The sequence below is a fragment of the Cutibacterium porci genome, from assembly GCF_009696315.1.
Lineage (GTDB): Bacteria > Actinomycetota > Actinomycetes > Propionibacteriales > Propionibacteriaceae > Cutibacterium > Cutibacterium porci.
Map to the genome: position 1 here is coordinate 55,015 of NZ_VUMG01000003.1, position 24,643 is coordinate 79,657.

At 60.3% G+C, this 24,643-nt stretch carries 21 protein-coding genes; 9 read left to right on the top strand and 12 right to left on the bottom strand.

Features of this window, described 5'->3' with window-relative positions; all coding sequences use genetic code 11:
• Positions 1–2: 2 nt before the first annotated feature.
• The 5 genes from FYJ43_RS07715 to FYJ43_RS07735 all read right to left on the bottom strand — a co-directional run bounded on the left by FYJ43_RS07715 (position 3) and on the right by FYJ43_RS07735 (position 7,103).
• Complete coding sequence (locus FYJ43_RS07715; protein ID WP_154563706.1) at positions 3–1,502, bottom strand: DUF5719 family protein; 1,500 nt, start codon at positions 1,500–1,502, stop codon at positions 3–5.
• Positions 1,499–4,825 carry a glycosyltransferase family 2 protein gene (locus tag FYJ43_RS07720; protein ID WP_326833546.1) on the bottom strand — a complete coding sequence of 1,109 codons (3,327 nt, stop codon included), beginning with the start codon at positions 4,823–4,825 and terminating at the stop codon, positions 1,499–1,501. Before FYJ43_RS07720 ends, FYJ43_RS07715 begins: the two co-directional genes overlap by 4 nt.
• A gap of 129 nt (positions 4,826–4,954) precedes the next feature.
• Positions 4,955–5,212, bottom strand: a complete 258-nt coding sequence (locus tag FYJ43_RS07725; protein WP_154563708.1) for a WhiB family transcriptional regulator — start codon at positions 5,210–5,212, stop codon at positions 4,955–4,957.
• Between the two features lie 134 nt (positions 5,213–5,346).
• Positions 5,347–6,030, bottom strand: a complete 684-nt coding sequence (locus FYJ43_RS07730) for a hypothetical protein (protein WP_326833468.1) — start codon at positions 6,028–6,030, stop codon at positions 5,347–5,349.
• Entirely contained in the window at positions 6,027–7,103 is a 1,077-nt protein-coding gene (locus FYJ43_RS07735) for a mannose-1-phosphate guanylyltransferase (RefSeq protein WP_154563710.1), read from the bottom strand. Before FYJ43_RS07735 ends, FYJ43_RS07730 begins: the two co-directional genes overlap by 4 nt.
• Before the next feature lie 76 nt (positions 7,104–7,179).
• On the opposite strand from FYJ43_RS07735, the gene FYJ43_RS07740 reads away from it, so the two are divergent.
• Complete coding sequence (locus FYJ43_RS07740; RefSeq protein WP_154563712.1) at positions 7,180–7,902, top strand: TIGR03089 family protein; 723 nt, start codon at positions 7,180–7,182, stop codon at positions 7,900–7,902.
• 2 nt (positions 7,903–7,904) lie between these two features.
• Here FYJ43_RS07740 and FYJ43_RS07745 read toward each other — a convergent pair whose 3' ends face one another.
• A complete protein-coding gene (locus FYJ43_RS07745; RefSeq protein WP_154563714.1) occupies positions 7,905–8,927 on the bottom strand; it encodes a glycosyltransferase family 2 protein in 1,023 nt (340 codons plus the stop codon).
• A 105-nt stretch (positions 8,928–9,032) separates the two neighbouring features.
• On the opposite strand from FYJ43_RS07745, the gene FYJ43_RS07750 reads away from it, so the two are divergent.
• Together FYJ43_RS07750 and FYJ43_RS07755 are read left to right on the top strand one after the other, a co-directional pair.
• Positions 9,033–10,280 carry an LCP family glycopolymer transferase gene (locus FYJ43_RS07750; protein WP_456064353.1) on the top strand — a complete coding sequence of 416 codons (1,248 nt, stop codon included), beginning with the start codon at positions 9,033–9,035 and terminating at the stop codon, positions 10,278–10,280.
• A gap of 141 nt (positions 10,281–10,421) precedes the next feature.
• Entirely contained in the window at positions 10,422–13,379 is a 2,958-nt protein-coding gene (locus FYJ43_RS07755) for a glycoside hydrolase family 2 TIM barrel-domain containing protein (RefSeq protein WP_154563716.1), read from the top strand.
• Between the two features lie 59 nt (positions 13,380–13,438).
• Here the strand turns inward: FYJ43_RS07755 and purE are convergent, their stop codons facing one another.
• Both purE and FYJ43_RS07765 read right to left on the bottom strand, forming a co-directional pair.
• Positions 13,439–14,026, bottom strand: coding sequence for a 5-(carboxyamino)imidazole ribonucleotide mutase (gene purE, locus FYJ43_RS07760; protein ID WP_154563718.1), 588 nt, complete (start codon positions 14,024–14,026; stop codon positions 13,439–13,441).
• Positions 14,019–15,191 (bottom strand): 5-(carboxyamino)imidazole ribonucleotide synthase, encoded by a 1,173-nt coding sequence (locus FYJ43_RS07765; RefSeq protein ID WP_154564372.1) that lies wholly within the window; start codon positions 15,189–15,191, stop codon positions 14,019–14,021. Before FYJ43_RS07765 ends, purE begins: the two co-directional genes overlap by 8 nt.
• A 90-nt stretch (positions 15,192–15,281) precedes the next feature.
• On the opposite strand from FYJ43_RS07765, the gene FYJ43_RS07770 reads away from it, so the two are divergent.
• Positions 15,282–15,818, top strand: coding sequence for a PH domain-containing protein (locus FYJ43_RS07770; RefSeq protein ID WP_154563720.1), 537 nt, complete (start codon positions 15,282–15,284; stop codon positions 15,816–15,818).
• Here FYJ43_RS07770 and FYJ43_RS07775 read toward each other — a convergent pair.
• The gene (locus tag FYJ43_RS07775; RefSeq protein WP_154563722.1) at positions 15,805–16,521 is read right to left on the bottom strand and encodes a Type 1 glutamine amidotransferase-like domain-containing protein; all 717 of its coding nucleotides are present in this window, start codon (positions 16,519–16,521) and stop codon (positions 15,805–15,807) included. The genes FYJ43_RS07770 and FYJ43_RS07775 overlap by 14 nt on opposite strands.
• A gap of 47 nt (positions 16,522–16,568) precedes the next feature.
• Positions 16,569–17,315, bottom strand: coding sequence for a biotin--[acetyl-CoA-carboxylase] ligase (locus FYJ43_RS07780; RefSeq protein ID WP_326833548.1), 747 nt, complete (start codon positions 17,313–17,315; stop codon positions 16,569–16,571).
• 281 nt (positions 17,316–17,596) lie between these two features.
• Here FYJ43_RS07780 and FYJ43_RS07785 point away from each other — a divergent pair, with 281 nt between their 5' ends.
• Genes FYJ43_RS07785 through FYJ43_RS07795 form a run of 3 tightly spaced genes read left to right on the top strand, consistent with a single transcriptional unit; the run spans position 17,597 to position 20,041 of the window.
• Entirely contained in the window at positions 17,597–19,171 is a 1,575-nt protein-coding gene (locus FYJ43_RS07785) for an acyl-CoA carboxylase subunit beta (protein ID WP_154563724.1), read from the top strand.
• An 11-nt stretch (positions 19,172–19,182) separates the two neighbouring features.
• Positions 19,183–19,398, top strand: a complete 216-nt coding sequence (locus tag FYJ43_RS07790; protein WP_154564376.1) for an acyl-CoA carboxylase subunit epsilon — start codon at positions 19,183–19,185, stop codon at positions 19,396–19,398.
• Between the two features lie 49 nt (positions 19,399–19,447).
• A complete protein-coding gene (locus tag FYJ43_RS07795; protein WP_229771701.1) occupies positions 19,448–20,041 on the top strand; it encodes a Maf family protein in 594 nt (197 codons plus the stop codon).
• 63 nt (positions 20,042–20,104) lie between these two features.
• Here FYJ43_RS07795 and FYJ43_RS07800 read toward each other — a convergent pair whose 3' ends face one another.
• The gene (locus FYJ43_RS07800; RefSeq protein ID WP_154564377.1) at positions 20,105–20,524 is read right to left on the bottom strand and encodes a hypothetical protein; all 420 of its coding nucleotides are present in this window, start codon (positions 20,522–20,524) and stop codon (positions 20,105–20,107) included.
• 154 nt (positions 20,525–20,678) lie between these two features.
• Between FYJ43_RS07800 and FYJ43_RS07805 the strand changes: the two genes are divergently transcribed.
• Positions 20,679–21,407 carry an SDR family oxidoreductase gene (locus tag FYJ43_RS07805; RefSeq protein WP_154563728.1) on the top strand — a complete coding sequence of 243 codons (729 nt, stop codon included), beginning with the start codon at positions 20,679–20,681 and terminating at the stop codon, positions 21,405–21,407.
• Between the two features lie 83 nt (positions 21,408–21,490).
• On the opposite strand, the gene FYJ43_RS07810 is transcribed toward FYJ43_RS07805, so the two are convergent.
• A complete protein-coding gene (locus tag FYJ43_RS07810) occupies positions 21,491–22,294 on the bottom strand; it encodes a hydroxymethylpyrimidine/phosphomethylpyrimidine kinase (RefSeq protein WP_326833469.1) in 804 nt (267 codons plus the stop codon).
• Between the two features lie 641 nt (positions 22,295–22,935).
• On the opposite strand from FYJ43_RS07810, the gene FYJ43_RS07815 reads away from it, so the two are divergent.
• Positions 22,936–24,549, top strand: a complete 1,614-nt coding sequence (locus FYJ43_RS07815; protein ID WP_326833470.1) for a thioester domain-containing protein — start codon at positions 22,936–22,938, stop codon at positions 24,547–24,549.
• Positions 24,550–24,643: the final 94 nt, after the last annotated feature.

The window sequence follows — 24,643 nt, forward strand, 5'->3', positions numbered from 1 at the left end:
TGTCAGCGTAGTTGTGGATCGATATCAGCTCTGCGACCGCTCGTCGTGGTCGCAGCGGCCTCCAGCGGTAGAACAGCCACACCGCTACTCGACACCACCCCGCCGATAAGCGGAGCCGATCCAACAATGTGCAGGTGACCAGCTGCTGGCACCTTGCCCGACCATGTAGACCCGGCGGGAACGGTGCCCTCGATCGCCGTCTTATTCCCGTTGGCCCCTCTCAGCTCACCCGAGAACGTGACGGCCTCCTGCCCCGGGTTTGAAAGCTCCAGGGTTCCTGACGTCGCCACGGTTTGTTCCAGCACCTTGCTCGCCCCTCCCGGACCGACCAAGGCATAATCGGTTGTGCCCGGCTTACCCTGAACGAACAACCTGGCAATAACTGGCTCGTCGGCAGTGAGCCGTAGCCCGACGCCCTCCCCTGCCAACGCCTTTGACAGGTCAACTTGGATGGTGGATCGCGGGTCGATATTGATCTCGTCGGCACCGTCAAGGGTGAAAGGCCCCCGTCCAGCGAGTGCCGTCCCCGATACGCTCAATCGCTTCGTGCCGGGATTCGAGATGACGAGGACAGCCGTCGATACTTTCGCAGGCACGGCCGGTAAAAAGAGGGTCTTCGATGCCGGGGCCATCGCGATCGTCTCTCGGCCCTTATTGGCCCAGGTACGAGCACCGACGACTACTCGTGCTTCACGTGCGCTGACGAGAGCAGTCACAGGGGTAGTGCCGTTGTCCCACACTGACATCGGCAATACCTTGGTCTGCCCTGGGGATACGCGAATCCCTCGCATCCCAGCAGTGACGATTTCTCCCGTTGAACCCAGCATCGTGACGTCGACGGTGGCTGCGCGGGTATCGGGATTAACCACCACAAGGTCAGAGGTCGAGGGGTCAGTGACGCTGACTGCTCCTCCAGTCGCCGCGCCAATACACGGCACCCACGTCGTCATGCCAGCTTCTGAGGAGAGCGCCGAGCCAGAGGGCCGTCGCTGCCCAGCCATGGACCGGACATAACCCGCCGACGTGTTGAGCTTTGTGACGACCGGTGCCGTGACATCAGCGAGGTTACCGACCGAGGTGCCAACTTGGAGTTTTCCAGCCACGGAGCCTGCAGCGAGGCTGGCTTTTCCCTGAGAGGGCGGGCACACCAGGGTGCGCCCCGACGAGATGGGCTGGGCCTTCGGAGCAGAGCGCGGGGTGGCCGGAATCGCTGACGTGGCCACCGAGATCGCGACGGCTACGACGGCCAGTGTTACTGCCCACACCGGCCCTTTCCACAGGTATCTAGCCTTCTTGTCCCTACCCTTCTTGTCTCCCTGGTCATCGTGGCTGTCAGAATCAGGCTCCTCAGGCAGGGCGCGGGCGGCATGCGCGGGCGGCCGGGCACTGACGTCGTCGGGATCGACCGCGCGACGCGCTGGCGTCACGTCAGCGGCACGAGCCTCAGGAATCTCCTCAGGCTCCTCGTCATCTGTCAGGGCGCGACGGGGACGATCGCTCATGACTCCTCCTGATGACGACGCGGTGTAGCTGGCGCGGAGCGACGGGGGGCAGCGGTGCGGCCGCGTTGAGTAGCTTGAGGCCCAGCCAGCACCATCAAGACAAGAAAGGCAATCAGCTCACTAGCGCAGGCCCAGCCCTGGGTTGGCATCGACCACGTCAGATCACCGCGAGCCGAGCCCACCCGGTAGGACTGTCCTATTCCACGGTGCGGCGCTGGGCTCAACTGTGTTCCCCCAACCTCAACCTTCCAACGATCGTCGCGCGGCTCGAGGATCGTCAGGGTTCCCGACTGAGACACTTTTCCAGCGACCGGAACGTCGTCGCCACCACGACTCAGGAGGGACCGCGAGGGATTTCCGTCGACTGTCCACACCGTCGTCGTGGGATCAGTATTTGCGGCAGTCAAACCTGCAGCATTACCAACTTGGGATACCACGTCAGCCCCTGCACCCCGCAGCCACAGATGGCCGATACCCAAACCAGCCAGACGGTCAGCCAGGTCATCTGGGACAGCTCCGGTCGCCACCGCGAGGGCAAGGTCAGCAGTCGGATCAGCGATGCGGCTGTCAGATGAGATCGTCGGGCGCTCACCACTTCCCCAGCTCGGGGTATCAGAATCGACGAGGTTCCACTGAGCGTCGGCGCCTTGCACATTCACCATAAGTGTGCGGGTGTGGCGAGCAGAATTCTCGACTGCTGTGACGTAGGCCGGGCGCAGGGCATCGGTCGTGGACATCGGGCCACGAGCGCCTCCCACAAGCCACCACACACCACTGGCGGCCACAGATATGGCCAGCACCCCCGGCAACCATCGGTTGCCCATGCTGACAAGCAACTGGCCGAGAGTCGGGGATTCATCAGCGGGCAGGTGGTCGGCTTCGGCACCCTTCAACAGGGCCGACTGACGGGCAGCTGCTACCAGCAATAGCAGCACCCCAACGCCTAGCAACTGCCACGGCTCGATGGCTGGGTGTACTTGCTCACCCCAGACAGTGATCACGGTACGCGACGCCACACCAGCGAGAGCAAGGCATACCAGGTAGACCATGATGAGGGCTAATACACAACCCCGAGGATGGCCGGTCAGGGATCCGGTAGATGCCGAACGATCAATAACGAGACGCCACACCGCCCACAACGCAGCAATCCACAACGGCACCATCGCCACCATGGCGAACGCAGTAGGAGCAGTACCGGGTACGATCGCGCGGCCAACGAGTAGCCACAATCCTGCTCGGGTCTCAATAGCCGGACTAAGTAGGGGTTCTGCCCCAGTCGCTAGGCGTCCTGGATCGCTGATGAGCCGAGGAATCCACGGCGCGATAACCAACAGTGGTCCTAATGCAACAATGGCTCCGAGCAGCACGCGTCGAGGACGACTCATCAGGACGCCGACGGCCACCAAAACCGGGTATATCCACAGTGCCGGGACAAGGCTCATAGCGAGAGCTGACCAGACAGCCACACCACCCGCTGAGGAAACGTTTCCCACCGGACGTCTACCCCTACCAGCACCGCGCAACTCGGCGACGTCGACAGTCTCGGGATTGAGTAGCCGCCAGGTATGCAGGGCCATGTGAGGCAGGATCACCCCCAGGGCTAGCGCCGTCACCGAACCGCGAGCTAGACCACCGGTGAGCACGGGAAGCAGGCCCCAAAAGGTCGCGAGTAACACCGCCGTAGCACCAAGGCCGACCACGCGACGGAATAGTCGATGCGCCGACATCGCCGCAAGCAGCGGTGCCACGACGAGCAGAATCCGGACTAACACCTCCGGCTGTCCAATCGTCAGCACCGACCCCAACGCTGGCCACGCCAGCCACGGCGCGTTTGCTCCAGATGTGCCGGGAACAGCCGTTAACCAACGATGCCATGCTCCGGCCAATCCGTCTGGGGCTGGTGCGAGCCACGTCGACGTCGCCTTGCCTGGCCCGTAGAGACCGCGGCATGCGACGAGCCCAACCACAGCCAGAAGACTGACCATGACGGTGTAGGGGTTGACGACGGAGCGGTGGTCGCGGACAGTGAAATCGTCACCCGTGAGATCGTCGATCGTTGCCCCATCCTCATTGCGCCACGGGTGGATCCGGTCGGACAAGTCCCCGGCGTAGCGGTCGACTGCGCGAGCCCAAACGCTACGTCGGCTTGGAATGAGACGATTCGTGTTCTCAAGATCGTCGGGATCGCACTGCGCGTGAAAATCCCGCAGGCGCCTCGTCATCTCGCGGGTCACTGAACGCGACCGCCATAGCTGCCAACCGGCCCGCCACTCATCGGCAGCACGCGACGGGGCCTTCCCGATGAGGAGAACGAGGAAACGCCACACGCTAGCTAGCAGGAAGGCCAGACTGCTGCGGATGGGATGACCTGTCCGAGCTGCAACCATGCGCATCCCTGCCAGGCGGTCAGTGACGTCTGGACGAGGTGCCAAATGCGATTCCCGCTGCCAGCCTCGACCCGCCTGGCGGTGATGAATAGTGCAACTCGGCGCCGTGCGAACTACCATGCCAGCTTCGTTGGCTCGCCAGCCAAAGTCGACGCCGTCACGAAAAAGGGGAAGTGCTGGGTCGAATCCACCAAGACGACGCCACCCGTCTAGTCGAATGAACATGCCAGCTGTGGAGCCGCCCAAGATCGGGCCTGGATCAGCCTGCTTTTGGTCAATATCGCCGAGGTCAACAACCGGCAGAATGCGAGCACCGCTCGTACTGACGCTTTGGCCCAGCTCATCAATGAACTCCGGGTAGTTATGCCGGGCTGGCTTAAGCAATGTGGGATATAAGACGTCAGGGTGGGGTTTACGCGAAGCCTCTCGCAACATGCACGTGAGAGAATCGCGACGCACCTCCGCGTCATCGTGCAAGATCCAGATATGGGTGACGTCGTCGGGAAGCCTGTCGATCGCCAGCTTGATGCCCTCGCCAGGAGCGGTGTCCGCGCGTGCCGTCACACACTCTTCTAGCAGTCCTTCGCCCACAGCATCCGTGAGTAGCGTGGAAGAACCGTCCGTCGAGCCGAGGTCGACGGCAATCTGTACTGCCGCGCGTTCTTGACTCCGTCGCAAGGCGCTGAGAGTTCGCGGCAACCACTCTGCCGCCTGGTGGACGAGAAGGATAGTCGCAACCTGGTCGGCCGTGATGTCGGGATCTACGGGCGTGCGTCGCTCGTGGGCCCACGCCCAATCCTCGGGATCAACTTGCACTGACGGGATGACAGGGATAGTCCAGTCAGTCAATCCCTCCGCGGTGCGGGGAGCATCGCCGCGGTCAGACTGGCGGCTCTCACCGGACCCAGTCTGCGCAGAGTACTTCTCGTCACTCACCTGGCAGGCCACCTGTTCGTCGACGTCATGGAGCACGGGATGCGCGCCACCTGATCATATGACGCATTACTCATCCTGGGCAGACAGGGCATTCTACCGGGTTTCAGCGGCAGCCGCGGCGTTGTCAGATCACGCCCTCTTGCGCAGCCGACGCCGTTCCATCTCAGACAGCCCGCCCCAGATTCCGAACCTCTCGTCATTTTCAAGCGCGTACTCCAAGCACTCCTGGCGTACCTCACAGGCATCACAGATGCGCTTGGCTTCACGGGTGGATCCGCCCTTTTCAGGGAAGAATGCCTCCGGATCGGTCTGGGCACATAATGCCTTGTCGTGCCACTCCGGCTCGTCGTCACCGCCTCCGGCAAGCAACGTCAAAATCTCGTCCATGGGGGAAGCTCCTCGAGATCAGACGCGGCGGGTTCCGCGCCGATGCACAAACTACACGCGTGAGATTCAGCGCGCGACTTCGTCTCGTGAAAAACCACGCAGGCAGTGGCGTGTCGCACCATTGATGTGTGGTTCTACGCCTGGGATGTCTGCTGTGAGCCAGCCCCCGACGAGTCTGACGTCCAGCTACTGCCAGCATCATTGTGATCCCATGGCGACGCCCCCGCACCGCTCGCGGCGTCTCCGGCCCTCGTCCACACCGCACCGACTCCCTCCGGCCAGCTGACGCCATCGTCTGGAACCTCTGCCTGATCTCCAGACAGGAGCTGGACGTCATCGTGGGCGGCTTCAGGCTCATTTCCAGAATCATCGACGTCGTTAGTGGAGACTGCCTCGGGCTTCGTTAAGGCCAATAAGACCCAGGCAGCAAGCACTTTGACGGCGATCGCTAAAAGATCTCCAAAGATTCCCAGAATCGCCCCAAATGCCCCGCCTGGACCGTGAATTGGCGACAGCAAAGCAAGGATAAGATCGCATCCAGCTGAAATAGCGACAATAAGAGCAGATACCCGACCGAGTAATTCGGCATGTGGCGTCACTGGACGAATAAACCGGCACACCAGAACTGCCGCCAAAAGCAACAGAATCATACCGATTCCCAGTGACGTACCCGATAAGCTTCGAGCCATCTCGAACAGTCCACTGTGATCGTGAGTCAACATCACAATCACATGCACTACGAATGCAGCAAGAAAGCCAATACTGACGACGATAACTGTCCACGCGAGAGGCTCGCGAATTTCTCGGGCATCCCTCACGCGTATTGCCCCCCCGCTTTGGCGGCAACCTCGGCAACTAAGGCCTTGACCTGCTGCGATTGCGACAACGGCACCACGAGGGTGGCACGATCGGTGCTCACGACGGCCATGTCGTGCAAGCCGGCGACAGCCAAGACGGCGTCAGGACGGTCGTTGATAAGCAGGTTTCCCGTGGAGTCAATCGAGATCGTCAAACCCGTCACGCTATTACCCATCCCGTCGCCAGGTAGATGAGGAGCCAGCGCCTCATAGGAGCCAACGTCATACCACTGAATCTCCAACGGAACGGCTGCAACATGAACCCCACATCCACCGCGAGATGCTGGCTCCATCACAGCTATATCAACCGAAACCTTTTCCATGAGCGGATAGATCTCAGTCAATCGAGATGGATCAGTCACCAATTCATCAACATAACGACGCGTTTGCGGTTTGAGCTGGGATAAACAATCCAGCAGGGTTGATGCCCGCCACACAAACATGCCGGAATTCCACCAATACTCGCCCGAATCCAAGTATTGACGGGCCACCTGGATACTCGGTTTCTCGACGAATTCGAGCACCTCGTGTGCACGCGAGCCGGGCTCCAATGGTGCGCCCCGGTGAAGGTATCCGAATCCAGTATTGGGCTCAGTCGGGACGACGCCGAATGTCACCAACGTTGTGGGATCAGCCTGAGCAAGGTCAAAACCATATTGCAGGGCCATCCGGAAATCGTCGACAGGACGAATGATGTGATCCGCGGTGACGACAGCCATGACGCCCTCAGGATCGCGATCGGCAATGAGCCCAGCTGGCCATGCCACGGCGTTGAGGGAGTCACGCCCCACTGGCTCCCCCAGAATGTTCTCGGCGGGTATTTCCGGCAACAACGTGGCGACAGTATCGGCATACGAGGCACCGGTGCATACCAAAATATTGGCATCGGGTACCACCCCAGCAACCCGCTCGTAGGCCATCCGAAGCAGGCTGACTCCGTCAATAAACTCCAATAACTGCTTGGGTTCTCCCTGGTGGGACAACGGCCATAGACGAGTACCGGATCCTCCGGCCAGGATGAGGACGTGCTGCATGTTGACAGATTATCCGTCCGCAACGACGCAATCGTGGTAGACGCACCACAGCGTCTCATCCTTCACAATAGGTGCCATGGTTTCCCTTACTCGACCGACACCGGCTCGCAGCCATGATCCTCTGACAGCCCTGTGGCAGCGCAGCCAGGTGGCTGGGGCCCTGCCATTGTTGACGTGGTATCACGGCGCTGATCGCGGTGAGCTGTCAGCTCAAACCTTGCTGACATGGGTCACGAAGTCTGTTCATCTGCTCGATAGTGAAGGAGTCGAGCCGGGAGGTGTCGCCCGTCTTTCCATATGCGCTACTCGCCCCGGCCATTGGACAAGCTGTGTGTGGCTGCTGGCCTCGTGGTGGGCCGGGCTTCGAGCCGATGTCACTGGCCACGCTGAGCCCGCCGTCGAGGTTATTGGCCCTGACGCCGACACCGTCAGCTCCGCCGACGTCCTCATCCAGTGCAGCCTGACACCCCTTGCTACCGCTTGCGAGACCCTGTTGCCAGGAGCGATCGACAATGCAGACGTTCTCGCTGGCCCTGACGACCTTCTCGCTGCGCGGCCTGCCATGGCCGACGAGGTATGGCTCAGCGGCCGCCACGACTGGACGGGGGAACACCTATTCGGCGTCGCGCCACTGAACCAGCCGGTCGTGCTCTCTCCTGATCGCATCCGTCTCGGGGGCGGCGAGCTGGTAGCCACGACCCTCGTCGGTTGCCTCCTCGGTGGTGGCTCGCTGGTTCTCGTCGAATCCGCCGACGACGTGGCTGCCATCGCGACCCAGGAAGGCGCCACCGAGGTATGACGTCAGTTGTGTGAGCGATCACCCAGGCCAACGATGAATCCGGCCCCCCAACTCATGTGCATAATCGCCAAGACGAGGGGCAAACGGGCTCGGACGCCGGGATCCATGTCGCGTTTCATAACCGCCGACCCGACCCCGACGATGTTGGCATAGCCCAACGGGGCCGCCCAGCCTATCAGCGGCCAGCGCTTGAGCGTCTTACCCTTGGCGGCCTGAACGGCCCCGACGAGGCCAAGAGCAGTCCCCGCCGTGATGCCCGCGACGGCGATGGGGGCAGCCAAGTACCGCAGACTCACTGAATCACGATGGCGACGCATCACCTCGCGACGCCACTGCCCAGTACGGAAAAACTGTTTCGCTAGTGCTTTGGCAGTCGAGCGAGGCCGGTAGGTCACGCGAAGATTCGGGCTAAACCACACCTCGCGGCCAGATTGGCGCAACCGATAGTTGAGCTCCCAGTCCTGAGCACGGTCAAACTCCGGACAAAAACCGCCAACAGCCTCCAGATCAGCCTTGCGAAAGACGCCGAGAAAGACCGTTTCAGCCGGTCCTTCAGGAGCATTTCCCTGATGGAACGCGCTGCTGCCCAAACCCAGCTTGGAGGTATAAGCCACCGCCACAGCCTGCTCGAAGGGGGTATAACCCTGCGCGTCCATGATTCCGCCAACATTGGCGGCACCGGTACGTTCCAGCAATTCGACGGCAGTTGCAATGTATTCCGGGCCGAGCTCGCCGTGGGCATCAACGCGAACGATAATGTCGTATTGGGAGACGGCTACAGCGAGATTGAGCGCCTTGGGAGTGGTGCCGTCAGGATTGTCAATGACGCGGATGCGGTCGTCTTGGGCTGCCAGATGGTGAGCTATCTCGGCAGTGCGATCAGTACTGGGTGCGATGGCGAGGATTATTTCTAATAAACCTGGATAGCCCTGGTTGATGACTCCAACAACCGACTCTTCTAGATATCGTTCCTCATTCCTGACCGGTATGACAACACTGACCGGAGGCGCAAGGTATGACGGCATGTAGGCCATTGTGCCAGGTCCCACATGCCTGCGAATCCCGAGGCACACGAGACTCGCCCGCTCAGCCTCACGGATCTGCATGGACCTACGGCTACCGTGGAGTTCATGTCTTATCGAGGGACTGGGCACGGGCCCCGCGACGAGCGATCTCGTCAGTCTGACTTGGACTGGCTATACGGGGTTGACGACGACGCGACTCGCATTGATCCAGTGGGCCCACCGCGCCGCGCATCGAGTGGCGGGGCGAGTCGTCCGCGTGGCGGCCAGCATCCCAAGCCGCGTCAAGCCCCGAGGCCCGATCCAGTCTCACATCCGCAAGCTTCTCGGCGCCGTCCCACCGCTCAGTACCGGTCCCCACGCCAGACCGCACAGCGACATCGGGGCGCCAGCCGTTCAACTCGTCGACGCCGCCACCCTGGCAAGGTCATCATGGTGCTGTTATTGGCATGGCTCGTGTGGCTCGTCGCGGTACCGTCATATGCGCTGAGCCATACTGGGACAGTTGACGCGACCCCGGACGGACCGCGAGGCGCAGATCATCCGGGCACCCTTGTTCTCCTGGTTGGCACCGATGAGCGCCAGAACCTCACTACCAAGCAACAAAAGCAATTGGGCACTGGCACCGAGGTCGGTTTACGCACTGACACGATGCTGCTGTTATATATGCCACCACAAGGCAAGAATGTGCTGATTTCCCTGCCGCGAGATACCTTTCTGCGTATTCCAGGGCATGGCCACAACAAGCTCAATGCAGCCTACTCAATGGGCGGAGCAAAGCTTCTTGTTGAAACAATAGAGAAAGTCACGAACCTGCGTATTAATGGCTACGTTGAGATTGGATTTGGCGGCTTCGTCCAGATGGTTGACGCCGTTGGCGGAGTCCAAGTAACCCTCGATAAACCAATGGTTGACAAGGACTCTCACACCAATCTTCCAGCCGGCACCCAGGACCTCGACGGCGTCCAGGCCCTCGGGTATGTGCGCATGCGGAAAGCCGACGCTGAGGGAGACCTAGGCCGCGTCAAGAGGCAGCAAAAAGTAGCATCCCAAGTAGCTAAAAAAGCTCTCAGCCCGTGGACGTTCATTAACCCGGTGCGTTACTGGAAGGTGAATATGGCTGCCGCGGGAGCTATCAAGCTCGGTAACGACACCTCAACATTTACTGCTCTCAAAACAGCACGAGGGCTCATGAAGGTCTCTGGAAACGACGGAATCAAAATGACCGTCCCGATCTCGACCGCCTCTGCGTACACGTCAGCTGGATCGTCGGTGTTGTGGAACGACAACAAAGCCAACCAACTATGGGATGACCTGCGCAACGGCGATACCTCAAAGGTGACTGCACTGTCCTGATACCTGCACACCTCACCGGCGCGTGACGCCGCAGGGCGCTCCCCCCCCCCTCACCATCCTCACTGCGATGACCTTGCCCAGCGAGCGTCCTTTCAGAGCGCGATGTACACGTTTTCATCGTGACGCTCTATGGTGGATGTCATGGTTGCCAATGCCGACACCGCACACGGATACGACGATGCCCTCACGAACCTCATCCCCTGGGACGGTCCGATAGCTCCCCGAGCTCATCTGCACACTGACGCCCCCGCCCTCGACCTGTCTGGGACCTGGCGATTTCGCCTAGTTGACTCGCCTCACGAGACACCGGAGGGCTTCACTGACCCCGAGTTCGACGACCGAGATTTCGTCGACCTCGCCGTGCCGTCATGCTGGCAGATGACCGACCCAGCCGGAGACGCACCTTTTGGTCGCCCGGCCTACCTCAACGTCAACTACCCCATCCCGGTTCCCGCACCAGACGAAGACGTCGTCGTCCCCGATGAGAACCCCACTGGGTGCTACCGACACACTTTTGACGTCGGAAGCGACTTCACCGACGCCGAGCGAGTGCTACTGCGCTTCGAGGGCGTTGATTCCTTTGCCCGAGTCTGGCTCAATGGGACCGAGCTCGGATGGACTAAGGGGTCGCGTTTGACCGCCGAGTTCGACGTCACTGCTCACGTACGACCGGGTCGCAATGTCCTCGCTGTGGCCGTCAGTCAGTGGTCCGACGGTACATTCCTCGAAGACCAGGACATGTGGCGAATGTCGGGTATCTTCCGCGAAGTCACCCTCCTGGCTAGGCCCCATGATGGAATTGACGACCTCTTCGTCCACGCATCGTGGGACGACGGCGCCACGCTCCTCATTGATGGACCAGAGGGCGCAACCGTGACCATCCCCGAACTCGACGTCACCACCAGCTGCAATACCACGGTGACCATCCCCAACGCGCAGCCGTGGACCGCCGAAACCCCCAAGCTCTACGACGCCACGGTCTCCACCAGCACCGAGACCGTCACCGTCAGGATCGGGTTTCGGACTGTCGCTATTGACGCAGACAACATCGTCGTCAACGGAGAAAAGATCATTTTCCGCGGGGTCAACCGCCACGAGTGGCATCCGCGCACCGGGCGCACCCTCGACGAAGAGACGATGCGCGCAGACCTTGAACTCATGAAGCGCCACGGCATCAATGCCATTCGTACCTCGCACTACCCACCGAATGCCCGTTTCCTTGATCTGTGTGACGAATATGGCGTCTGGGTCCTCCTCGAATGTGACCTTGAGACGCACGGGTTCGAGTGGAGCGATTGGAAAGGAAACCCAACCGGCGACGACCGCTGGTACGACTGCCTGCTCAACCGCATCCAGCGCACTGTCGAACGCGACAAGAACCATCCCGCCATCATCGGCTGGTCCATGGGCAACGAGTCCCACACCGGCGAAGGCATTCGCCTCATGAACGAGTGGGTCAAGCATCGGGACCCATCCCGTTTCACTCACTACGAGGGCGACTACGCCCACGCCATCTGCGACGTGTGGTCGATCATGTATCCGGCTATGGAATGGGTAGAGGCTGTGCGTGATCGCACGGTCATGCCTGGAGCCGATCCTGCTCCACAAACTGGACGCGAACGTGGGTTGCCCTTCCTCATGTGCGAGTTCGCTCACGCGATGGGCAATGGCCCAGGCGAACTTGCCGACTACGAGGAACGCTGTTTCGACCCGCACTTCCACCGCGACCGGATGCACGGCGGGTTCGTCTGGGAGTGGATCGATCACGGCATCGACACTGGACGTGGCTATGCCTACGGAGGTGACTTTGGCGAGCCCCTGCATGATTCAAACTTCGTCTGTGATGGGCTTGTGATGCCCGATCGCACCCCTTCCCCAGGCTTACTGGAGTTCGCGGCAACAATGGGAGCGGTGCGCATCGAGATTGACGGTGACCATCAGCACGATGGTAACGGCGTCACCGTCATTAACCGACGCGATTTCGCAGACCTATCCGACCTTGAATTCAGGTGGCAGATCCTCGACGACGGCGAGTGCGTCCAAGCGGGAATGCTCGACGTCGGTGCCCTGGCCGCCCACCACACCTGGACCGGGACCGTACCCCGTCCAGACGACGTCACGGATCGAATGGTTGTCGTCGTGGATGCCAGACTCATTGACGACACCATCTGGGCACCGGCAGGCCATGTTGTAGCTCGCACGTCGGCCCTGTTGACTCCACCATCGCGGCCCAGTCTCCACGTGTCGACGTCATCCCAGCCGCGTCGAGACGGTCACGGTTGGAGCCTTGGACCTGCGCATTTCGACCGCCGCGGCCGCCTTGTCACATGGGGCGGCGCAGACCTCGTCGCCCCTGTTCTCGACCTTTTCCGCGCCCCCATTGACAATGATCGGGCTAGCTCGCTGGCTCGAGACAACATTGGTGACGTCGCGCTCGCGGCTGGCCTCAACCGGCTCGTCCATACGACGACGTCGGTGCGTCAGGATGGTGACGACCTCGTTGTCGTTACGCGCAGCGCTGCCGCCGCTGCCAGCAATTCCATGCTGGCGACGTGGACGTGGCGTGCCATCCGCACCGACGATGGTTCTGAGGGGATTCATCTTGGCCTCCACGTCGATCCACGCGGCCATTGGCCCGCGATGCTTGGGCGCATCGGCGTGACGATGGGTCTGCCGGCAGAATGGACCAACGTTTCGTGGTTTGGGCTCGGCCCGACCGAGAATTACCCCGACTCTCAGCGCGCCGCTATATGGGGACGATGGAATAGCACGGTAGCTGACCTACAAACCCCGTATGTCATGCCCCAGGAGAATGGTCTTCGTCAGGGAATCCACGAATTAACATTGAGTGGCCCCGACGGCGGCCTGCGGCTCATTGCCGACGGAAGCAAGCCAGCATTCGCAGCTCGGCCGTGGACATCACAGGCTTTGATGGACGCGACTCATACCTGGCAGCTGGAACCTGACGGACACACGTGGCTCACAGTGGATGCCATCTCGGCTCCGCTGGGATCGACGTCCTGTGGCCCGATGCCAATCATGTCTCACCGGCTGTACGCCCAACCGGTTGACCTGTCGCTAACCCTGTTGTTGGTCTGACAGATCACAGATGGCCCAGAACCACCGTGGTTCTGGGCCATCTGAGCATCGACGTCCACTCAGGGATGGGAGTGGCGACGCACCTTCTCGCCCTTACCCGCCGCCATATCGTGCAATTCGGTCTGGTATCTGACCATCGCCTCGCATAGTTCAGGGTTCGACGCTGCGAGAATCCGCACTGCAAGCAGACCGGCGTTCTTGGCATTACCGACGCCAACCGTCGCCACTGGCACACCGCCTGGCATCTGAACGATCGACAGCAGGGAATCCATACCGCCAAGGTGAGCGAGCGGCACAGGAACTCCGATGACCGGCAGTGGCGTCAGTGCAGCGACCATACCGGGTAGATGGGCAGCGCCACCGGCGCCAGCGATAATCACCTTGATACCGCGCTCGTGCGCGCCTCGACCAAACTCGACCATGTCCTCAGGCATACGGTGGGCCGACACCACGTCAGCCTCAAAGCCCACCCCAAAATCAGTGAGTACCTGGGCTGCGGGCTCCATCGTCGGCCAATCAGAGTCTGAGCCCATGATGATCGACACGTGCGGGCCACTCGTGTCACCTGCCAGTCGGCGCGCGGCCCCAGCCGATGTCTCGGCCTTCTTGCCTCGGCGCGGTGTGCGGTTGTTCGTGGTCTCAGGCATTGTGTTCTCCCATGAGGTAGGCGGCAGCGTGGCGGGCCCGGCGACGAGTCGTCTCAACGTCGTTGCCAAGGCAGGTGACGTGACCAACTTTGCGACCGGGCCGCACGGACTTTCCGTACAGTTCGACGCGAAGCTCTGGGTCACGAGCGAAGCAATGTTGCAAAGCCCCAGTCAGGTCGTCCTCGGAACCACCGAGGACGTTGGCCATGACGACAACGGGGGCGGTCAAGGCTGGTGAGCCGAGCGGCAGGTTAAGCACAGCACGCATGTGGTTTTCGAACTGGCTCGTTTCTGCCCCGTCAATCGTCCAATGAGCGGTGTTGTGAGGACGGGTCGCCAGCTCATTGACAACGACTGAGCCGTCCTCGCGCTCCATTAATTCGACCGCCAGCACCCCGACGACGTCGAGGCGTCCAGCGATATCGAGAGCCATGGTCTGAAGCTCAACTTGACGGTCTGAGGACAGGCCAGGGGCTGGGCTAATTGTTTCGGCGCATACCCCGTTACGTTGAATAGTTTCGGTAACTGGGTATGCAGCACCCTGGCCAGACGGGGAGCGCACAATGACCGCGGAGAGTTCGCGTCGGAAGTCGACGAATTCCTCGGCGAGGATACGAATCGGCTGTTTTCCGTCAGCTAAGCCCCCGGCAGCGTCAAAGGGCTCACTAACACCTTCGGGGCCGTCGATCTTAAAAACTCCTTTGCCGTCGTATCCGCCACGGGACGTCTTGGCAATGACGGGCCAACCGTGGTCATTGCCGAAAGCGACGAGATCTGCCGGGGTGTCACAGACGGTCCACGCGGGATTCGGGAATCCCGCGCGCGCCATGAACTCGCGCATGACAACTTTGTCCTGGGCATGAACCATGGCAGCTGATCCTGGCCGGACGGCGTAGCCAGCCTGCTCCATCTCCTCAACAAGGGCTGTTGGTACGTGTTCATGATCGAACGTAACAACGTCACAACCCGCGGCGAAACTCATGACGGCGTCATGGTCGAGGTGGGAGCCGACGACGACGTCAGACATGACCTGGGCCGCAGACTCGTCAGGGCCAGAAGCTAGCAGGCGGGTACGCACCCCCAATCCGATTGCAGCCTGATGCATCATGCGGGCTAGCTGCCCGCCGCCAATGATTCCGATGGTGTAGGACGTCACGACGTTCATCGTAACGGCCACCAGCCCCACAATGCCCACCACTGACGGCGGGGCCCGTGCGATCATCGCCGCCGATGGCGCATCGTCCATACTGGAGGCATGGTGCGAGTCGGACAGCCACTGAGGCGAAACCGTGACGAAACGGTGCTCGTGCATACCCGTCGCCACGCCAAAGCTCTCTTCTGGCCCGTCGTCGTGGGATTTATTGGAATCGTCGGTGCGGCCGCCCTGCTTGGACTCATGCCGACCGCCATGCGTACGCAGTACTGGCCGATCGTCGCCGCACTTGCAGCCACGATTGTCATCATCGGCACCGTCGTCCCGTGGCTGACGTGGTTCACAACGACAATGACGATCACCGACCGTCGTGTCATGCTGCGCCACGGTGTCGTCGTTCGGCGCGGTCACGACATCATGGTTGACAGTCTTGTCGATGTGTCGTGGCAAGCCGGGATCAGTGACCGAATGATGGGCTGCGGAAGACTCATTCTCACTAGTGCGTCCGACCAGATGGTGCTCAACGACGTCCCTGGCCCGCGTCGCATCGCCGATCTGCTCGCGGAGCTAACCGACGGTGAATATGCCGGGTATGGCGGTTACCTGGACGACGATGACATCTCGGTCACAGCACGGTGACGTCAAGTTCTTCGCGCAAGATTCCCGACGATGTGGGCTCTTCGGATGCGGAGAACCTCGAGACCTCAGCTCCTTCGTGCTCAGCGACGGCACCAGCGAACTCACCATCGACGAAATGCACTGCGGCCCCATCATCGACCGCGTACCCGGCAGGAAGCACCCCGTTGGCGACAGCCTGAGCGTATATGGGTGCCCGCTCGGATTCACCATCAAAGTGCGGGCAGAAGGACCCGTCCAGCAACCGCATTCCACCACGCCAGGCTCGCAGGTCTCCAAAGGCGTCAGTCAGGCAGCCTGAAAACCAACATGCTGCGCCTGCAGAGACCCCGGCGAGGACGATGTCACTATCGGCCGCAATCATGCGCCGGATCTCGTGATCGACCCCATGCATCTTCCACAGCGCCATGAGATTTGCGGCCGACCCACCACCGGAAACGACGATATCAGCTTGGGACAGGCGCTCCACTGACTCAGCCGCGCCCTGCCACAGCGTCAACACCATGGTGCGCACGCCGAGGGCCGAGTAAGCAGCGAGAAAACGGTTGACGTAGACCGGGTCGTCGGCAGCTGCGGTCGGTGCAAAACACACCAGAGGGGAAGACTTTCCAGAGAGGTCAAGGATGTGACGGTCGAGGGCAGTAGGTTCGCCACGGTTCGACATCGAGAAGCCACCGCCGCCAAGAGCCAAGATATGGGTCGTCATGGTCGGCAGTCTAGATGGTGGGAACGATGAGGGAGCCGTGATGGATCTCACCTGGTTCGTAAATGACTGACGTCGCCTGCGTTGAAGCTGCGACGACCAGAAGAGGTGTCCACCACGATGGCGCCATCAATGTCAACGCCGACACCGATGCCCTCAACGGCTTGTGCCCCGCCGCCGATCGTATCTGGGTCGAAGGTCAGGCGAACCGGAGTACCAATGGTGTCGCAACGCGCCACATACTCGTCACGTACAGTTCCGGTGTCTAACCAGACCGTCAGTAGCTCGTCAAGGTGCACGAGGAGGCTGGCTAACAACTCATTCTTGTCGTGATGGAGCCTGCACAGCGCTAATGAGGTCGCCGTCGGTAGTGGCAACTCGTCGCGTCCCATCGAAACGTTGATGCCAATACCGATGATGGCATGTGGACCAGCTGGGCCATCGACGCGCTCTGAGAGGATTCCGCACACCTTGCCGCCATGGTCGGTGCCCAGATCCACCAACACATCATTGGGCCACTTCAACGTCACCCGAGAACGGTCGGCCCCGCCAACCTCCTCAATGACCCTGACGACTGCAAGGCCCGCCACCATCGACAGCCAACCCCAATCCTGCGGTGGACGATCGTTGGGCACCAGAACTGAGATCGCCAGGGCCGTACCGGGAACATCCTGCCAGCTGCGGGAGAATCGTCCACGGCCGCTGTCTTGGTGGTCAGCAACGAGGAGACGGAACGACGTTCCACCTTGCCGGACGAAGGCAGCCATGTCGGCGTTGGTGGACCCGGTGGAATCAATGCAGGCGATTCCTCCCCCGCGCGGCCCGGTAAAAAGGGTGTCCCCGGCGCGGTCAATAACGCGGTCTGCGGTGGGCGACGGTGTGGATGGCACCTGTTCAGACTATCCAGAAGTACTGGCTTGCGAAGTGCCGGTCCAGGCTGAATCAGCGCGATTTATGACGTGGTGCATCTTTGAGCAGGCACGACACGACCGTGCCCCATGCCATAAATCCTGCGGTAACGCGTCCCGCGGAACGGCCCTACGCCACGTGTGTCGTCGGCGGCGGATAGTCTCGGCATATGGAGATCGACATCCACACCACGGCAGGAAAGATCGCCGACCTCGGTCGGAGGATCGACGAGGCCGTCAATGCCGCATCCCCCTCGGCCATCGAAAAGCAGCATGCCGCCGGAAAGATGACCGCACGGGAGCGCATCTTGCGGTTGCTAGACGAAGATTCGTTTGCTGAACTTGACGAGTTCGCCCGGCACCGCTCAACGAATTTCGGCATGGACCGCAAACGTCCGTACACCGACGGCGTCATCACTGGCGTCGGTGCAATTCATGGCCGTCCGGTCTGTGTATTCAGCCAAGACGTCACTATTTTCGGCGGGTCCCTCGGCGAGGTCTACGGCGAGAAAATCTGCAAAATCATTGACTTCGCGGTCAAGACCGGTTGTCCGCTCATTGGTATTAATGAGGGCGGCGGTGCCCGTATTCAGGAAGGTGTGGCGTCTCTTGCCCGCTTCGGCGACATTTTCCGCCGCAACACCAGAGCCTCGGGTGTGATTCCCCAGATCTCCATCATCATGGGTGCGGCAGCCGGAGGTCACGTCTATTCTCCCGCCCTCACTGACTTCATCATCATGGTCGACCAGACCTCCCAGATGTTCATCACTGGCCCTGCCGTCGTCAAACAGGTCACCGGTGAGGATGTCTCTCTAGAGGAGCTGGGCGGGGCACGAACCCACTCCGTTAAATCGGGCAATTCCCACTACCTAGCTAATGACGAGGACGATGCTCTCGAGTTTGTCCGTGATCTCATCAGCTACCTGCCACAGAACAACCTTGAGGATCCGCCGTTCTACGACGACGGTGAGGCAGACCTGACGATCACCGATCACGACCGCAAGCTCGACGTCCTTATTCCAGACTCCTCGAATCAGCCTTACGACATGCATGAGGTCATTACGACCGTGCTTGACGAGGACACTTTCCTGGAGATCCACGAACTCTTTGCCCCCAATGTCATCTGCGGATTCGGGCGCATTGAGGGCCGCGTCATTGGCATCGTCGCCAATCAGCCGATGGTCAATGCTGGCACTCTTGACATTGACGCTTCCGAGAAGGCCGCCCGGTTTGTACGTACCTGCGATTCCTTTAACATCCCGGTGCTTACCTTCGTCGACACCCCAGGCTTCCTGCCCGGAGTCGAGCAAGAGCATGACGGCATTATTCGGCGCGGCGCCAAGCTCATTTACGCCTACGCTGAGGCCACGGTACCGCTCTTGACTGTCGTCACCCGCAAAGCTTACGGCGGTGCCTACATCGTCATGGGGTCCAAAACCCTCGGTGCCGACGTCAATCTTGCCTGGCCAACCGCTCAGATCGCCGTCATGGGGGCTGAAGGGGCCGTCAGCATTCTTCATCGGCGCACCCTTGCCACCGATCCTGACCCAGAGAACAAGCGCAAGGAACTCATTGACGAATACGAGACGACCCTGTCGAACCCGTACCAGGCCGCCGAGCGAGGATGGATCGACCAGGTCATTCATCCACACGAGACGCGCGCTTCAGTCATCCGCACTCTTCGGCTATTACGTACCAAACGCGAGGCCTTGCCTCCCAAGAAGCACGGGAACATCCCGCTGTGAGTGAGAACACTATGGATGACGCGATCACAGTGACGAAGGGGAATCTCACCGACGAAGAGCTCGGTGCCTTGGTGGCGGTACTGGCCGAGCTCACTCGCCCGAGCCCGAACGCCTACGTGCCTGACGACCGTCCGATCGCGTTCGGCTGGAAATCATATTGGCGTACTATTCGCGAACCCTTTATGCCAGGCCAGGCAGCTTGGCGCGGATCTCTGCGACGCTACTGACATGACGACGTGTTTCGTTCTCGCCTCGAAATCCCCTGCCCGGCTACGTATGCTGCGTTCCGCCGGTATCGAGCCCATCGTTATCGCATCGGGAGCTGATGAGAGTCGTGTGCCCGGGGAAGACGCCGTCACCATGACAGCGAGGTTGTGCCGCCTCAAGGCCCACTCAGTCATCGAGTCCACACTTCTTGAAGACTATTGCGCTGACCGGATGATTGTGGTGGCATGCGATTCCGTTCTTAACCTTGACGGACGCATCCTCGGCAAGCCTCATACTGCCGAACGCGCCCGACGGTGGTGGCGTCGGATGCGCGGCCATCAGGGTGTGCTGGTCAGCGGCCATCACGTCGCGGTCATTGCGAACGGGCAGTTGCGTGAGCAGACCAGGGTTGGGCAAACCGTCGTCACCTTCGCAGACCTTACCGACGCCGAGATCGACGCCTACGTGGACAGTGGCGAACCTGCCAAGGTGGCCGGGGCATTCACCATCGACGGTTTGGGCGGCGCCTTCATCACCCGTATCAACGGCGATCCGCATAACGTCACTGGCATCTCCCTGCCCCTGCTACGCCAGATGCTCTTAGACCTCGACGTCGAATGGTCCTCACTATGGAACGGCCCGAAGGGTGGGCATCTGGCCTGACGGACAGGTATCACGCAGTCGGCGTGCATACGCCGTTGGACTGATCCCGGTGCTGCCATAGCTTTAGCCGTGACGCAGCGTTAGCCCCGCCGCCTCATCGGAACTGGCAAAGGCGCCACTCCATCCTTTAGTGTCGTCACGGTTTGAAATAAAGGTCAACGCCCCGTTGGCATTTCCCGTCACGGTGAAACCCGACGCCGACAAATTGTCGGCCAAGAAGTCATGCACATTGCCAGACGTATCCGGCTCGGTCAGCACAGTGATGTTATTGACGTGATCGACCCGCATCGTTACGACCAGGCCCTTGGGCAGCCGAAAATTCCGAGGGCCATACTGAAACCCCAGATCTGCCAGCGTTTCCGCCCCGGCAGGAGCAGGAGTAGCGGACACAGCCTCAGGACTCGGAACAGTACTCTGGTGCGAGGGAGTGCACCCTGCCACGACGAGCAGAGCCGCTATCGCTATCACTGCCCTGCCATTCATGCCGCCGATGTTATCGCTGGTCGCGCCTCGTAGCTCGCCCACAGCACCATGCACGACATGCAGTGTGGACCGCCTCACCCCAGCCGCAATTCGACATCCTTGGCACGTCGATACCGGCAGCCCCATAGCGCTGCACGACGAGTACGGTGGCGTCATGGACATTCCCACAACGTCGCATACGTCACGCTCCAACCGCGACACCAAAACGGTCCTTGTCACCGGGGCCACTCGTGGCATCGGGCGAGCCATCGCTGAGGATCTAGGACGCGACCACCACATCATTGTGGGAGGACGCCACCGAGATGCCGTCGACAAGGTGGTTTCGGCATTGCCTGACGCGTCCCCGTTTATTGCGGATCTGGCCGATGAGGAGGCCACCGCCGCAGCTGTCTCCCGTCTTCACCACCTTGATGTGCTCGTCAACAGCGCCGGCGTCGCCGCGCAATCCCCCATCGCTTCCCAGAGCCGAGACGAGTGGCGACGAGTGCTAGAGATCAACGTTATCGCCGTCGCCGACCTCACTCGCCTCGTGCTTCCCCTGCTAAGAGCTAGCCACGGTGATGTCGTCATGATTAATTCCGGATCGGGATTCTTGCGGACCCCCGCTGGTGGTGGTCTGTACGCTGCTTCGAAGTATGCACTTCGGGCCCTCACCCATGCGCTGCGTGAGGAGGAGCGTGGGGTAGTCCGGGTGACGTCGATCCACCCTGGTCGCGTCGACACGGACATGCAGGTGGAGCTTCAGGCCCAGTCCGGACGTCCCTATGTGGCCTCCGAGCATCTGCGCCCGCAGTCGGTTGCCGCTGCAGTGCGCGCGGCCTTGGAGGCTAGCCCAGAGGCCATGATAGAGGAGTTGTCGATCCGTCCAGTCTTCCGAAACTGACCGCCGCGCACTGCCACGGTGGTTGTAGTAAGCGGCCTCGGCACCATGAGGTGCCGAGGCCGAATTGGCATGCTTCGCCAAGCTCAGGCCTGGTAGTGGCCCTGATAGACGCAGTCGAACGGGGCGTTACCGTGCATCCGGTTCTCAATCGCCGAGACGACGACCTGTTTGGCAGTTCGGGCCGCATCAAGTGCGTTCGCACCCTTGGCAATCTCCGCCGTGATCGCAGCCGCCAAGGTGCATCCGGCTCCGGAAACCCTCTCTTGGCCAACGGCAGGAACCTCAAGAACCTCGCAGTCGTGACCGTCGTAGTAGACGTCAAGAGCGGTACCGGTACCAAGCAAGGTGCCGGCCTTGGCGATGACGACCGGGACTCCTTGGTCACCAATCTTCTTGGCTGCATCTTTGAGGGCGTTGACAGAGGTGATCTCATCGACCCCGGCGAGGGTCTGGGTTTCAAAAAGGTTCGGGGTTACGACGTCAGCGTGCGGAAGAATCTTCTCGCGCAGGGCGTTGTCGGTATCCAGAGCCGCGCCGGGCTCCTGGCCCTTGCAGATGAGGACGGGATCGAGGATCACCTTCGGAAAGTCGTATCTTTCAAGGGCCTCAGCCACGACGCCAATCGTTGTCGGAGTACCGAGCATACCGATCTTCACGGCATCGATTCGGCCATGGACAGCGACTGTGGCCTCGATCTGATCGTGGATGACTTGCGGATCGACCGGCACGAACCGATGCCCCCAGTCATTGTGAGGATCGAAGGAGACGATGCAGGTCAGGGACGTGCACCCGAACACTCCAAGTTGATGAAAGGTCTTGAGGTCAGTCTGGGCTCCAGCGCCACCAGAGGCCTCAGACCCGGCAATAGCAAGTGCAATCTTCGTCACATCGACAAGTGTAGAAGAACTGTCCAGACATGTAGCTCACCTAGCCTTTTGCCGCTGATGCGCCAGCAGACAGGCGCCATAGGGAGAGGGGTTGACGGCTACCTAGCGGCATGGGGTGTTGCGCGGCCTGGGCTAACTTGATGACGACTGCCGTCTTGATTTATACTGCGGTTAAGCTCTCGGCATAGATCGTTTGATACCATTCTCACTTAATTCGGCATTCTTTTGGTCTTGTCACTGCCCTTATCGTGGCGCTAATTCTATATACTAAATGCAGTTTTATTAAGAGTACGGCATAACTATTGAGTGATTTACTCAATGGCGGTGTATCCTAAATCCCGCGCCCCCTGGAATCACAGCCTCTAATCACACAAGACCTCTATCTATTCGCTGTCACTATCCCGTGATAAACCTGTGGTTTCCTATGAAAGCCTGTGAATTATAGCGCTCGCGTTGAAGTCAACGTATTCGCCCTGATAGTTTCACGTGCGACATGCGTAGGTCATTTAGATCCTGGAGGGAAGTGCATCCAAATTCGTGGCATAGTGCGGCTTAATATCGACGTAAATAGCCCCACCTCCACAAGAACACATCGCGAGTCTATTTAGTAGAACTAAATACGAACCACAAAAGGAACACTAGTGATTACAAAGAGAGCCTTAAAGTCTCCAACGACTGCAGTGCTCGCCGGAGCCTTAATTGCCGGCGCTGCCATTTTGGGTAATTCCTCCTCATCACATGCACAAGACGCAAATGCAATTTACGCAAAGGCAGGGGATCAAGCCACTGCCTCTCTTACCGCATTCTCGACAGCTCCTTTCTATAAGAAGCTCCCTTCTTACGTAGCCGATCCCATCAGTCGCGGCGAAGTCAGCTATTACGTTGGATATAACTTCGAAAACGGGACAGCCGCCGCTATGGCTGATATATCCATACTGCATCCAACGGACACAGCCAATAACTCTAAGACTGTAGATGGCGATCCGATTCTCACCTACTGTATCGAGATGAAGAGTGCGCAAGGGCGAGGCACACAAGACACTGGCGCTCTTACCACGTGGGATCAATTTAAACCGCATTACAATGCCGCTCTCACTACCGAACTCCCTATGATCGGGTGGGTTGCTAAGAACGGATTCCCTACCGTATCACTCAGTGATCTCGCAGAGAAAGCTAATGCCGCCAACGGCAACAGTGCCGCGACCGGATTAGACAATAAGGATGCCGTAACCGCCACGCAGGCCGCCATCTGGCACTTTAGCGATGGCTACACACTGGACTCAAGCGATATCACAGAATTCGTCAATGGTTCACTAGTCCAGGTATCCGACGAGAAAAAGAACCGTATAGTCAGCCTTTACGACTATCTCATTACTAAGGCCGTTCCGGTTACGGATCCTCTACTCTCAAATCCTGACGGCAAGGGCACTACCGATTTAGCGGGTGCCACTCTGAATCTGGGTCCAAATAAGACCGGCGTTAATTCGGGGCACCAGAACCGTGTCATCGTCCCGGTCGAGCCGGTCGCCAATCCGACTCCCACACCGACACCAACCGTGACACCGACGACCACCCCGACGGTGACACCGACGTCCACCCCGACCACCACGCCGACGGTGACCCCAACCGTGACCCCGACGCCAACCGTCACGCCAACCGTCACCCCAACCGTGACACCGACTGTCACCCCGACCACCACGCCGACTGTCACCCCAACCGTGACACCGACGCCAACCGTCACCCCAACCGTGACACCGACGCCAACCGTCACGCCGACCGAGACGCCGACTCCGGCGGCTACCGTCACCGTGACGACCACCGCTGATCAGAACGCCGTCGTCGGCAAACCGTTCCGCGACACCGCCAAGGTGACCGGCACAGTCCCCGAAGGCGCAACCATCGTCTTCGCGCTCTACAAGAAGACCAACACCAACGAGTGCACCACCCCGACAGCAGTCACCGCACCCGTCAGCGTCAAAGCCGGAAACTACACCACGGCGATCACCATCGAATCCCCGACGGTCACCGTCAACGAACCCGGCACCTACTACTGGCAAGAAACCCTTACCGACAAGAACGGCAACGTCCTGTCCCAAGAAAAGTGCGGCCAACCCAGCGAAACCACCATCGTCACGAGCCCCGCTCCGGCGACCGTGTCGACTCCGGTCTCTCCGCTGGTGACCCCGGTTGCCTCCTCTATCTCGGTTCCGGTTGGTCCGAGCCACCCGAGGTACATGCCGAAGACGGGTGTCTGATGAGGGCCTGATGATCCTATAGCGGATCCGTTACAACGGGGGTGTCCACTTTGGTGGGCACCCCCGTTGTGTGACAGCTCGGCTTCGTCGAGAC

Coding starts and splice junctions, on each gene's coding strand:
- FYJ43_RS07715 (WP_154563706.1), bottom strand. CDS start 1,502: ATGAGCGATCGTCCCCGTCGCGCCCTGACAGATGACGAGGAGCCTGAG.
- FYJ43_RS07725 (WP_154563708.1), bottom strand. CDS start 5,212: ATGGACGAGATTTTGACGTTGCTTGCCGGAGGCGGTGACGACGAGCCG.
- FYJ43_RS07735 (WP_154563710.1), bottom strand. CDS start 7,103: ATGCAGCACGTCCTCATCCTGGCCGGAGGATCCGGTACTCGTCTATGG.
- FYJ43_RS07740 (WP_154563712.1), top strand. CDS start 7,180: ATGGTTTCCCTTACTCGACCGACACCGGCTCGCAGCCATGATCCTCTG.
- FYJ43_RS07745 (WP_154563714.1), bottom strand. CDS start 8,927: ATGCCGTCATACCTTGCGCCTCCGGTCAGTGTTGTCATACCGGTCAGG.
- FYJ43_RS07750 (WP_456064353.1), top strand. CDS start 9,033: ATGTCTTATCGAGGGACTGGGCACGGGCCCCGCGACGAGCGATCTCGT.
- FYJ43_RS07755 (WP_154563716.1), top strand. CDS start 10,422: ATGGTTGCCAATGCCGACACCGCACACGGATACGACGATGCCCTCACG.
- purE (WP_154563718.1), bottom strand. CDS start 14,026: ATGCCTGAGACCACGAACAACCGCACACCGCGCCGAGGCAAGAAGGCC.
- FYJ43_RS07765 (WP_154564372.1), bottom strand. CDS start 15,191: ATGAACGTCGTGACGTCCTACACCATCGGAATCATTGGCGGCGGGCAG.
- FYJ43_RS07770 (WP_154563720.1), top strand. CDS start 15,282: ATGGTGCGAGTCGGACAGCCACTGAGGCGAAACCGTGACGAAACGGTG.
- FYJ43_RS07775 (WP_154563722.1), bottom strand. CDS start 16,521: ATGACGACCCATATCTTGGCTCTTGGCGGCGGTGGCTTCTCGATGTCG.
- FYJ43_RS07785 (WP_154563724.1), top strand. CDS start 17,597: ATGGAGATCGACATCCACACCACGGCAGGAAAGATCGCCGACCTCGGT.
- FYJ43_RS07790 (WP_154564376.1), top strand. CDS start 19,183: ATGGATGACGCGATCACAGTGACGAAGGGGAATCTCACCGACGAAGAG.
- FYJ43_RS07795 (WP_229771701.1), top strand. CDS start 19,448: ATGCTGCGTTCCGCCGGTATCGAGCCCATCGTTATCGCATCGGGAGCT.
- FYJ43_RS07800 (WP_154564377.1), bottom strand. CDS start 20,524: ATGAATGGCAGGGCAGTGATAGCGATAGCGGCTCTGCTCGTCGTGGCA.
- FYJ43_RS07805 (WP_154563728.1), top strand. CDS start 20,679: ATGGACATTCCCACAACGTCGCATACGTCACGCTCCAACCGCGACACC.